Source organism: Chryseobacterium gambrini, from assembly GCF_027920505.1.
Lineage (GTDB): Bacteria > Bacteroidota > Bacteroidia > Flavobacteriales > Weeksellaceae > Chryseobacterium > Chryseobacterium gambrini.
The window spans coordinates 3,791,236-3,802,580 of sequence record NZ_CP115857.1; the positions used below are offsets into that span (position 1 = coordinate 3,791,236).

Below are 11,345 nucleotides of genomic sequence, written 5' to 3' on the forward strand. Positions count from 1 at the left end.
AAATAAGCAATGGAACTAACAAAAAGATTACTGTTTCTGGATGATATACGATATCCTGTTGAAGCGTATCATTATACCAAACAGGATATTTTCCTCAGAAAAGACTGGCATATCGTTCGGAATTACGAACAGTTTGTCAACAGGATTTTGGAAAAAGGACTTCCGGAAATGATCTCTTTTGACCACGATCTTGCCGATGAACATTATTTTAAACCCGATTCTCAGGAATTTGTGGAAAAAACAGGCTACGACTGTGCAAAATGGCTGGTAGAATATTGTATGGATAACTATTTGGATTTGCCAAAATTCTATTGCCACTCCATGAATCCTGTTGGAAAGCAAAATATTGAAAGCCTTTTAAAAAACTTTAAAAAATGGTAATGGATATTTTTAGATTGATAGAAGACATAAAAACACATTTGAAATTCAGTTTTGATGAGGTTGACAAGTGGTTTGATAAAGACAGTAAAACGTTGAATTGTAAGCCTGCAAATGGAAGTTGGACAGTTCAGCAGATTTTAGAACATATTTATCTCACGAACTTTTATCTGTTGATACTCATTGAAAAAGGATCGAAAAAAGCAATGCGGAATTATCTGCATCTTGATTTGAATCTTGAAATAAAAAATTACCGTTTCAATCAGGAAAAGTTTGAAGAAGTAGGCAAGTATGGATCTTTTGAATGGATAAGACCGGAACACATGGAACCGAAAGGAGAATTAAATTTAAATGAAATAAGAAGTTTAATTACTCAGCAATATCATCAATGTTTAAGTTATTTAGACTTGATGAAAAACGGTGAAGGTCTCCTCTGCAAAACAACAATGACGGTGAACGAACTCGGGAAAATCAATGTGTACGAATACATTTATTTCCTGTCGCTTCACGCCCAAAGACACGTTACCCAGATGAGGAATAACGAATTAGAAATAAGTTAAACTACAAATGAAAATCTATGATTTTCTCTTATATGTACTTAATATTTTCAAAGTGTTAAGCTTTAAAAACTTAAGTGTCCTAAAGTGTTAAATCTTTTGTCTCTTTTGTGGTTAAAATAAATTAAAAACTTAAAAAAATGATTTTCAAAACATATAACTCTACAGAAAATGCTTACCAAAACCGCGTGATCGATCAGATCAGAATTCAGGGTTTTTGGGATGAGATTTTCATCGTGCAGGAGAAGGTTCACGGAGCTAATTTCTCTTTCTTTACCGAGGGAAAGGAAATTAAAATCGGCAAAAGAACAGCTTTCATCGAAAAGGATGAAAAATTCTTCAACGCACATCAGATTTTAGAACGTTACAGAAAAAACGTCATCGAAGTATTCGAAAAAGTGAAAAATATTCATCCCGATGTTGAAACGGTTGTGATCTACGGTGAATTGTTCGGTGGAGGTTACAAACACAAAGAAGTGGAGCCTGTAAAAGATGCGGTAAAAGTGCAGAAAGGTATTGAATATGCACCTCACAACGAATTTTACGCATTCGACATTAAGCTGAACGGAACTACTTATCTGGATACTGATGTGGTGAATGAAATTTTCGAAGAAACCGGATTTTTCTATGCAAAAATTCTTTTTCAGGGAACTTTGGAAGATGCTTTGAAGTTTCCGAATGTTTTCGATTCTAAAATTCCGGGCTGGCTTGGACTTCCTGAAATCGAGAACAATAGGTGTGAAGGAACCATTGTGAAAACTTTAAAAACCAGATATTTTGGTAACGGCTCAAGAGTCATTTTGAAAAATAAAAATGAAAAATGGATTGAAAAATCTAAAGTGGTAAGAAAACAGGAAAAAACCGTTCAAAAGCAAATCAGCTTTAGCGAAAAAGCTCAGAATATCTGGGAAGAAATCCAAAAATATGCAACTGTAAACAGGCTAAACAACGTGGTCAGCAAAATTGGTGAATTCGAACCCAAAATGGTTGGGAAAGTGATCGGTCTTTTTGCTCAGGATATTTTAGAAGATTTTGAAAAAGATTTCCCGGAAGTTTTTACCACCATAGAAAAAGAAGAACAGAAAAGAATCAATAAAAAACTGAATTCTTTGGTCATTGATGTGATAAAAGAAGAGTTAATGACTCTAAAAGTGTAGTTTCGGTAATATATTTACCGGAACTTTTTACGTGTTAAATTTTGAACCATAAATTTATCTGTCTAATATGCAGGAAGTTTGTCATTCTGACACAGCCTGAAAGGAGCGAACGAAGTTCGGAGAATCTCAACATCAATTTTTTTTAAAGATTCTTCACTCCACTTCGTTCCATTCAGAATGACAGAAGAAGTAATTAATTATGGTTAAAAAAATTAAAAAAATGGTACAGGCAGAAATAAAAAGTCTTTTAAAAGAAGACATCAGTATATTAATAAAAGTTCCGAATTCAGCAAAGCATTATTTGTGTGATTGCGGTGAAGCAAGTTTGCTGACGGTGAAAGAAGTGCAATCCGTTTCGGCAATATTCATCAGTCATACTCATATCGACCATTTTTCCAATTTTGACGGCATTTTCAGACATCAGATTGGAAGCGGAGAAAAAATCGTGATTTGCGGACCGAAAAATATTCAACAGCAAATTGAAGCAAGATTAAAATCTTACACTTGGAATTTAATTGATGAAAATGCGATTGAATATGAGATTAGAGAAATCGTTTCTAAAGAAGAAATTAATGTCTACAAAATTCGTCCTCCACATTGGAATCTGGAATTGATAGAAACTCAGCATTTCCTTTTTGAAGACGAATATGTGAATGTTGATTTTGCAATTTTGGATCACAAAACAGATTCCATCGCCTATTTATTCAGAGAAACAGATTCGGTGACTTTTAATGAAAACGGTTTAGAATTCAAAAAAGGAAAATGGATCAGCGAATTGAAGAAAGCCTTTGAAAACAACGATTCCGAAAAAGAAATTGAAATCGAAGGAACGGTTTATAAAGCATCCGATTTATTTCACTTTCTGACTCGAAACAAAGGATATAAATTAGGCGTAATCATGGATCACGCGGTCTGCGAAGACAATTATGAAAAGATAAAAAAAGTTTTCAGAGAAGCGGATATGGTGTACATCGAAACATTCTACAAAGATGAAGATCAGGAATTTGCGAAGATCAACTATCACAGTTTTGCTTCTGCATCGGGAAAAATCATGAAAGAATGTGAAGTAAAAGAAGCCATTCCGATTCACTTTTCAAGACGATATGTCGAAAGCGATCAACTGGAAATTGAAACCGCTTTTTATAAAGCATTTCAGGGAAATTAATTAAAACTATTTATTCAATTAAAATTTAAAAAACTAAAAATAATCATGCAAAATAAATTACCTTTTCATTTCGATATGGAAACGGCTGATCCTGATGATTCGATGACGTTGGCTGTTTTGGCAACGCATCCCAAGGTTCATCTCGCAAGCGTATCCGTACATCCGGGAGGAAAAGATCAGATAGGATTTGTAAAACGTGTTCTGCAAATTCTGGATAGGGAGGATGTCCGCGTCGGCGCAGGAACTCCAAGATCTTCGGCGAGCCGTGTTTCGGGTTTTTACCGAGACTGGATCGGAAAATTTGAGGAATCAGAAGCGGATGATACCGCAGCAAACGTTATGAATGAAACACTTCATCAATTTCCAGATTGTACTTTACTGACGGGAGCAGCACTTACAAATCCGCATGCTTTGTGGGAAACCGGAGTTTTCTTTGATCGCTGGTTTTGTCAGGGCGGTTTTGCAGGCGATAATATTGTCCCAAAAGAACATCGGCTGGAAAAATTTGACGGAAAGCTTACCTGTGCGACATTCAATCTGAACGGAAATCCATTAGCTGCAGAAAAGCTGCTTTCAATACCAATGACTGAGAGACGGATGATCAGTAAAAATGTTTGTCATGCTGCTGTTTTTACAAAGAAAGATGCAGAAATCCTGATCCCTTTTCGAAATGAAAATAAAGGATTGAAGCTGTTTCTTAAAGCAGTGGAACTCAAAGAAAAGGCACTTCATGATACTGTGGCAGCTTTATTGGCGATAGATCCGACAAAAGCAGTCTGGGCAGAAGTAATTCCTTACAGACAGCGTGGTGAATGGGGTTCCCGTGAAGTAAAAGAAAGCTCCGGACACAACTCATCATTGATTACAACTCATATTCCGGATTTCAAAGATCTGTGGATGGTGATGAAACCTTAACGAATTAAATATTTATTGAACTAAAATTACAAAATTTATGCATTAAGTTGTCATTCTGACACAGCCTGAAGAGATGCGAACGAAGTTCAGAGAATCTCACATAAAGATTTTAGAGATTCTTCACTCCACTTCGTTCCGTTCAGAATGACAGAGGAAATAGTGAAATATTGTAGTTAAAAAACAAACAATTAAAAAAATGAAACCCAATATATTTTTTACAGCAGACCATCACTTTGGTCATGAAAATATTATAAAATTTTCCGAAAGACCTTTTGAGTCTTTGGATCATATGAACGAAGAACTCATCAAAAGATGGAACGAGAAAATAGGTAAAGATGATACCGTTTATCATTTAGGAGACATCAGTTTAGGCAAACCGGATTTTACAAAAGAAATTCTGGATCGGTTAAACGGAAACATTCATTTGATAAAAGGAAATCATGAAGGTGCAGCATTGACGTATCCAAAACGATTTGCTTCCATCAGAGATTATCACGAACTGAAAATTGATGAGCCTGAAAACAGCAACGGTAAACAGAAGATCATCCTCTTTCATTACGCTATGAGAACATGGAACGGTTCGCACCGCGGCGTTTGGCAGCTCTACGGACATTCACACGGAACATTGCCGGACGATGAAATGGCTCTGAGTTTCGATGTAGGAGTGGATTGCCATAATTTTTATCCGGTTTCTTACGAAGAAGTAAAGGAAATCATGAAAAGGAAAAAATGGACACCGCCGTTTGCACCGAGAAATTAAGTTAAAAAGATATGTAAAATACCTTAAATATGGTATAGGAAATAGGCAGCATTGAAAGTATTTTTGCTGCCTTAACTTTTTACATTTGTTTTGTATAAGTAGTATACAAATCATAAAAACAAACGATGAAAAAAAAATTATTATGTGTACTTATTTTCACAGTACAAACTTTTTTAGCACAAATTATTTCTAAAGATCCTTCATTTGCTTCGAACGGGATTTACAATATTCCGGTTGGAAGCTCTTATTTAGGGGAGTTAACAGAAACATCCAATGCGGTATTTTACCAATCCTTTAATTCCAATACAAATCAAATAACAATTTCTAAAAATACAAGTTACAATGGTTCTTTAGATTTGTCTTTTGGAACTAATGGCAAAGTTACATTTAACAATTATGCACAAGGCTCTCTTGTAGGATTTATAAGACATACCAATGATAAGTTGACTTTACTGCTCAATCGATATGATTCTACCAGCAATACTAATTATTTGGATGTTATTCGATTACTCTCAAACGGACAGCCGGACATCTCTTTTGCAAATGGTGGAATAAAAGTATTTACCAATTTCTTTCAAAACAATTTCGACTTAAAAAGGAATCTTATAGAACAAGGAAATAAAATTCTTGTTTCTGGAGTTGGTGTGGATCCTGTTACCGGATTTCTTGATTATAATACGCATACATTCAGATTAAACTCTGATGGTACATTAGACAACAGCTTTGCAAATAATGGGGAATTGTTATCTTATGGACTTCCTAATATACTTTTAGATAATCAGTCCAATATTATTGTTATGGGTAATTATACAATAAAAAAATATACTCCTGATGGGCAACCTTTGACGGGTTTTGGGAACAATGGAGAGGTTTTGTTTAATGATAATTTTAACATTGTAAAAATAGATTCCAGTAACAGAATCATATATGCAAAAATTGCATCAACAAATCCTGCTGAAATAGGAAGAATTAATTCTGACGGGACACAAGATACTACATTCAGTTATAATGGGACTCTTGGTCTTGAGTTCTGGGATATTTTTGAAAAAAATGGCTATTATTATATTGGAGGTTTTGCTGATTTTAATAATTCACCTGCTTATTATATCACTAAACTTAATCAGAATGGAACTGTTGATCCTGTATTTGGAGAATATATAGAAAGTGATCCTAATTTACTATATCATTATGTTAATGCAATAAAAGTTTTTGATAATAGTATAATTGTCAGAGGAGATGGTTCTACAACTGAAATTGTTAAATATCTTTTAAATGGTAATGCTACATTATTTACAGCAGAAACCGCAAAAAATAATAGTGAAATTACTTTTGAAAACCCTGTAAAACAAAATTTAGTGTATCGGTCAAAGCAGAAAATCTTCAAAATAGATATATATTCTGTTGATGGTAAACTGTTAAAAACAATAAAGGAAAATAATTCCGATGTTTCTGAGCTATTGAAAGGAGTTTATTTTGCGAAAACAACTTTTGAAAATGGAAAAGTTTCTACACAAAAATTTATTAAGAACTAGAAATTTAAGTTGAAATTTTGACTTTTGATATAAGGATCTGTCTAATTTTTTAGAACAGATCCTTTTTTATGCGACAGAAAAACTAATTAATTTTTTACTACGTAAATAGAATGCGTACTCGCTATTTTACCTTTGCACAACTTTAGCAGTTAAAACAATTCTTCTTCAGGGTATTTCTTCCCGCTTCTCCTCCCACATTAGAAACCAAATGCAGATGAATGAAAAATGAATAGAATAAAAATGTAAAAATGAAAACAACAAACGAAATTGTAATTATCGATTTGGAAGCCACGTGTTGGGAAAACGACAGAATTCCCGCAGGACAAAAAACCGATATTATAGAAATAGGAATTTGCGAATTAAACAGAATAACGCAGGAAATTTCAAAAAAACAAAGCATCCACGTAATTCCCGAAAGGTCTAAAATCAATAAATTTTGTACAGAACTTACAGGAATTACACCGCAACTCATCGAAGAAAAAGGAATTTATTTCGAAGAAGCCTGCGAAAAAATCAAAGATGAATATCACTCAGCTCAGCTTACTTGGGCAGGTTTTGGAAACTTTGACAAAGAGCAGATCATGGAACAGTGCGATTATCTCGGTATCGAAAATCCTTTTTCCGAAAACTACATCAATATTATGTATCAGTTCAAAAAATACAATGGACTGTTTAAAATGATGGGTTTAAAAAGAGCATTACATTTTATGAACATGGATTTTGAAGGCAACCATCACAGCGGAGCAGACGATGCTTACAACGCCGCCAGAATTTTAAGAGAAATTTTGAGGTGAATTTGGGCTGGAAGTCTGAAGCTGGAAGTAAATTACACGCCGTAAAAACTTCTATCTTCCCACATCCATCTTCCAACCTTTAACAATTAAATATTACAACAATGAAAACAACAGACAACATATTAATTATAGACCTCGAAGCCACATGTTGGGAAGACCGACCGCCGAGAGGACAGGAAAGCGAAATCATAGAAATCGGAGTGTGTATCATGGATGCAAAAACCGGAAAAATTTCCAAAAATGAGGGAATTTTAATAAAACCCCAATATTCGAAAGTAAGTAAGTTTTGTACGGAACTGACATCCATTACACAACAAATGCTTGATGACGAAGGCATTTTGCTGGAAGACGCATTAGATATTCTGAGAGCGGAATACGATTCCGAAGATCTGACCTGGGCAAGTTACGGAAATTATGATCTTAATATGCTTCAAAATCAGGCAAGAAGATTCAAAGTGGATTATCCTTTGAGCGATGACCACATCAATGTGAAAACTTTATTCGGAGAACTGCATCCCACGATTCGTAAAAGCGTCGGAATGGCAAGAGCTTTAGGCGAATTAAATCTTACACTTGAAGGAACGCATCACAGAGGAGTAGATGATGCCAAAAATATTGCGAAAATCTTACATTGGTGTTTGCAACAGTATTAATGTAACAATTTAGTAATCTAAAAATGTAACAATGACTTCCTTTTTGAAAGGGAGTTTTTTTTTATTTTCCAATTCTGTCATTGCGAGGAGCGCAGCGACGAAGCAATCTCAATAAAAAGACAGATTGGTTCACTTTCAGTTCGCAATGATAAAAAAATATTACAAATTTTCAACAACGCAAAATCATTGCGCAATTCTATTTTTACTTTGCATCATCAAAATGAAACAACACTAAAATTTTGAAAAACAGATTTTAGTCAAAATATCAGGCAGGTCTTGTTGGGTGTTTCGGTATATCACCATTGCAGAAGAATTTGTTGAGAAACATAATTTCGTTCTGTTCAGCTTGATCTGAAGGTTTCGGGATTTCCCAAAAAATCTCAAACGACTCTATGGGTTGAAGGTTCAAGTCCTTCTATCTCTTGAAAAGGGATATAGTTCAAATGGTAGAACAGTAGATTTATGCGTGGGTTCGACTCCCACCCTCACTTCAAATGAGGTAGCTCAGTCCGGTTAGAGCACTACACTTTTAATGTAGATTGGAATAGACTCAAAATCTATTTTTTTTTTGCGAGTTTGAGCGTTCTCTTTAAAAATGTTCATGGAAAAGTCTGGAATTTTTTCAGTTGTTCAATCAACATTTTGAAAAAGCCAGCAAGAAAAGATGTTTTCTGAAAATGAAATGGAGATGAAGAATGAATAATTTTTGAAATGAATTTTCTAAAAAGAACGGTTTTCCGCGTGAGCGATGGTAGCGGATACCCCGCAGTGAAGAGCGCAAGCGATGAACGAGGAGTAGAAGAGGACGTAGCGACCCGAGCTTTTGGTAAAGCCAAGACGAGGGACACGCCCAAAATCTGAATATTTAGAAAATGAGTTTGAAAAATAAAATTCCGAACTCAACGGATTTTTCTGAATTGCTTTCCTTCCGCCGTTTTCGGAATAAGAGATTCCGGATTTTCCTTTTAATTGAAATAGTAACCATTAAAATAGTAAGAAGATGATAAAAAATGTACAAATTAAAGCATACGAAACAGGTTTGGTTTTTAAAAACGGATATCTGATCGATATTTTGAAAGAAGGTAATTTCTGGATTTTTGGAAATAAGTCTGTAAAGATTTATGATATGAAATCTTTGTTTAATTCTGATACTGATCTTCATCTTTTGTTGAAAAATGAAAACCTGAAATCGTTATTGGAAATCGTTGAAGTAAAAGAAGGAGAGATTGTTCTGATGTACGAAAACGGAATTTTCAAAGACGTTTTGAATATTGGTCAATATGCATTCTGGAAAGCAATCTTGGACAGAGAGTTTCAAAAAATCGACTTGACTAAAGTTGAGATTCCACAAGAAATTTCCAAGACAGTTTTGGAAAATATGAAATTAAAAAGCCTGATTAGAAAATTTGTTGTGCCTTCTCACTATAAAGGTCTGCTATTAATTGACGGAAAATTGAGTAAGGTTTTGGAAAGTGGTCTTTACTCTTTCTGGAATAATGATTCTTCTGTTGAAGTTAAAATCGTAGATCCAAACTATGAAATAAAATCACAGTTCGGAGCCCATGAAAACGGAGCTGTTTTGATAAAATCTGAACCTCTTAAAGATTTTTTGAAAATTATAGAGGTAAAAGACGGAGAAATTATTTTGCTATATGAAAACGGAAGTTTAAAAGAAGTATTAAACGTAGGTCTGTATGTATTTTGGAAAGATATTGTGGACAGAGAATTTCAAAAAGTGAATTTGATGAAAGTTGAAATTACAGAAGATATTTCGAAGACTCTCTTGGAAAATGTAAGATTGAGAAATTATGTAAGAAAATTTATTGTATCCAATCAGCATAGAGGATTACTTTTAATTGACGGAAAATTAACCAAAGTTCTTGAAGCCGGAACATACTACTTCTGGAACAACGAAACTTCCATCGAAGTAAAATCGGCAGATATGAGAATGCAGCAAATGGAAATTGCAGGACAAGAGCTTCTGACAAGGGATAAAGCAATGCTTCGTATCAATTTCTATGTACGTTTTCAGGTGGAAAACATCGAAAAAGCGTTGATAGAAAATAAAGAATATGATAAGCAATTATATATTCTGATGCAGTTGGCTTTGCGTGAATTCGTTGGAGCTTTAACATTGGATGAATTATTGTTGAAAAAAGATTCTGTAGGAAAAGAAATCCTTGAAAATCTTGGAAACAAAGCCGAAGATTTAGGTTTGAAAGCTTCCGATGCGGGAATCAGAGATGTAATCTTAACAGGAGAAATGAAGGAAATCATGAATCAGGTTTTGATTGCCGAGAAAAAAGCTCAGGCAAACAGCATCATGAGACGTGAAGAAACCGCTTCCACAAGAAGCTTGCTGAATACCGCGAAATTAATGGAAGAAAACGAAGTCCTTTGGAAGCTGAAAGAGATGGAATATATGGAGAAAATCGCCGACAAAATTGGAGATATTACCGTTTCCGGAAACAGCAACATTGTTTCTCAGCTGAAAGAAATCTTTACAAAATAGAAACTAATAACTTTTATGATAGAGACGGGTTTTGTGAATACAAAGCCTGTCTTGTTTTTTATAGACAATTAATAATTTTTTTCTCTCGCTGATTTTGCAGATAACACTGATTTTAATGAAATTTAATCTATTTTCTTTAATCGGATTTGTGTACGTACATCTGAGAAATCTGTGGGAAAATAAAACAGTTTTATTTCCTTTCCATCCACTCCTCATAAGAAAGCACGCCCAACTCCGGTTTTCCGTCACCTTCTAAAATCGAGATAAATTCCAGTTGATTTCCATCCGGATCATTAAAATAAATGGCCAAAGCAGGCATCCATGCAAAAACCATTGGCTTTTCAATGCCGTCTTTCAGAAAATTATAAGGTTTCAGGTTTTTATTTTTCAGAAATTCGACAGAATAATTCAGAATATCTTCTTTTTCGGAGGTAAAAGCAAAATGCCTTGTTTGAAGATTTTCCTTCTGCTCCCATAATCCCAACATGGATTCCTTGTTTTTTCCGATCCACAAAAAAGCAATTCTTCGGTTTTCTTCTTTATGGGCAAATTCCAATCCTAAAATTTCAGTATAGAATTTTATTGCATTTTCCAGATCACTCACCTGAACATGAGTCTCGTACAGTCCTTTAATCATGAGTTTAAAATTTTAATGAAACAAATCTAGAAAACGTATTTCCATAAATTCCCAATTATTAATTCCTTTATATAAAATGCATGATAGATTTTTTCTAAACACAAATCCCATATTTTCATAAATTTCACAAGGAAGATTGTTGTTATTAGTGCAAGAATTCGTGCAATTAGTGTTTAAATAAAAATTTTTTTCAAAAAAAATATACTACGCAAAAACATTGCGCAATAGCATCCTTACTTTGCATCAGAAATCAGGGAGAAAGTGATAATCCTGAAATGTTTAACA

11 protein-coding genes are annotated in these 11,345 nt (G+C 34.2%); 10 read left to right on the forward strand and 1 reads right to left on the reverse strand.

Annotated features, from left to right (window positions below):
- Positions 1-9: 9 nt before the first annotated feature.
- The 10 genes from PFY09_RS17475 (at position 10) to PFY09_RS17520 (ending at position 10,423) form a co-directional block, all read left to right on the forward strand.
- Positions 10-381, forward strand: a complete 372-nt coding sequence (locus PFY09_RS17475; RefSeq protein WP_271160537.1) for a cyclic-phosphate processing receiver domain-containing protein — start codon at positions 10-12, stop codon at positions 379-381.
- Positions 381-938: a DinB family protein gene (locus tag PFY09_RS17480; protein ID WP_271160538.1), complete on the forward strand. Its 558-nt coding sequence runs from the start codon at positions 381-383 to the stop codon at positions 936-938. Before PFY09_RS17475 ends, PFY09_RS17480 begins: the two co-directional genes overlap by 1 nt.
- A gap of 137 nt (positions 939-1,075) precedes the next feature.
- Positions 1,076-2,092, forward strand: a complete 1,017-nt coding sequence (locus PFY09_RS17485) for an RNA ligase, Rnl2 family (RefSeq protein WP_271160539.1) — start codon at positions 1,076-1,078, stop codon at positions 2,090-2,092.
- A 220-nt stretch (positions 2,093-2,312) separates the two neighbouring features.
- A complete protein-coding gene (locus PFY09_RS17490; protein ID WP_271160540.1) occupies positions 2,313-3,257 on the forward strand; it encodes an MBL fold metallo-hydrolase in 945 nt (314 codons plus the stop codon).
- Between the two features lie 45 nt (positions 3,258-3,302).
- Positions 3,303-4,172, forward strand: a complete 870-nt coding sequence (locus PFY09_RS17495) for a nucleoside hydrolase (protein ID WP_271160541.1) — start codon at positions 3,303-3,305, stop codon at positions 4,170-4,172.
- A 196-nt stretch (positions 4,173-4,368) separates the two neighbouring features.
- Positions 4,369-4,932, forward strand: coding sequence for a metallophosphoesterase family protein (locus PFY09_RS17500; RefSeq protein WP_271160542.1), 564 nt, complete (start codon positions 4,369-4,371; stop codon positions 4,930-4,932).
- A 125-nt stretch (positions 4,933-5,057) separates the two neighbouring features.
- Positions 5,058-6,464 carry a T9SS type A sorting domain-containing protein gene (locus PFY09_RS17505; RefSeq protein WP_271160543.1) on the forward strand — a complete coding sequence of 469 codons (1,407 nt, stop codon included), beginning with the start codon at positions 5,058-5,060 and terminating at the stop codon, positions 6,462-6,464.
- A 248-nt stretch (positions 6,465-6,712) separates the two neighbouring features.
- Positions 6,713-7,258 carry a 3'-5' exonuclease gene (locus PFY09_RS17510; protein ID WP_271160544.1) on the forward strand — a complete coding sequence of 182 codons (546 nt, stop codon included), beginning with the start codon at positions 6,713-6,715 and terminating at the stop codon, positions 7,256-7,258.
- A 101-nt stretch (positions 7,259-7,359) separates the two neighbouring features.
- Entirely contained in the window at positions 7,360-7,911 is a 552-nt protein-coding gene (locus tag PFY09_RS17515) for a 3'-5' exonuclease (protein ID WP_271160545.1), read from the forward strand.
- Positions 7,912-8,911: 1,000 nt separating this feature from the next.
- On the forward strand, positions 8,912-10,423 hold the full coding sequence (locus PFY09_RS17520; protein WP_271160546.1) for a slipin family protein: 1,512 nt from the start codon (positions 8,912-8,914) through the stop codon (positions 10,421-10,423).
- Between the two features lie 190 nt (positions 10,424-10,613).
- Here PFY09_RS17520 and PFY09_RS17525 read toward each other — a convergent pair whose 3' ends face one another.
- Entirely contained in the window at positions 10,614-11,060 is a 447-nt protein-coding gene (locus tag PFY09_RS17525; RefSeq protein WP_271160547.1) for a VOC family protein, read from the reverse strand.
- Positions 11,061-11,345: the final 285 nt, after the last annotated feature.

Coding starts and splice junctions, on each gene's coding strand:
- PFY09_RS17475 (WP_271160537.1), top strand. CDS start 10: ATGGAACTAACAAAAAGATTACTGTTTCTGGATGATATACGATATCCT.
- PFY09_RS17480 (WP_271160538.1), top strand. CDS start 381: ATGGATATTTTTAGATTGATAGAAGACATAAAAACACATTTGAAATTC.
- PFY09_RS17485 (WP_271160539.1), top strand. CDS start 1,076: ATGATTTTCAAAACATATAACTCTACAGAAAATGCTTACCAAAACCGC.
- PFY09_RS17490 (WP_271160540.1), top strand. CDS start 2,313: ATGGTACAGGCAGAAATAAAAAGTCTTTTAAAAGAAGACATCAGTATA.
- PFY09_RS17495 (WP_271160541.1), top strand. CDS start 3,303: ATGCAAAATAAATTACCTTTTCATTTCGATATGGAAACGGCTGATCCT.
- PFY09_RS17500 (WP_271160542.1), top strand. CDS start 4,369: ATGAAACCCAATATATTTTTTACAGCAGACCATCACTTTGGTCATGAA.
- PFY09_RS17505 (WP_271160543.1), top strand. CDS start 5,058: ATGAAAAAAAAATTATTATGTGTACTTATTTTCACAGTACAAACTTTT.
- PFY09_RS17510 (WP_271160544.1), top strand. CDS start 6,713: ATGAAAACAACAAACGAAATTGTAATTATCGATTTGGAAGCCACGTGT.
- PFY09_RS17515 (WP_271160545.1), top strand. CDS start 7,360: ATGAAAACAACAGACAACATATTAATTATAGACCTCGAAGCCACATGT.
- PFY09_RS17520 (WP_271160546.1), top strand. CDS start 8,912: ATGATAAAAAATGTACAAATTAAAGCATACGAAACAGGTTTGGTTTTT.
- PFY09_RS17525 (WP_271160547.1), bottom strand. CDS start 11,060: ATGATTAAAGGACTGTACGAGACTCATGTTCAGGTGAGTGATCTGGAA.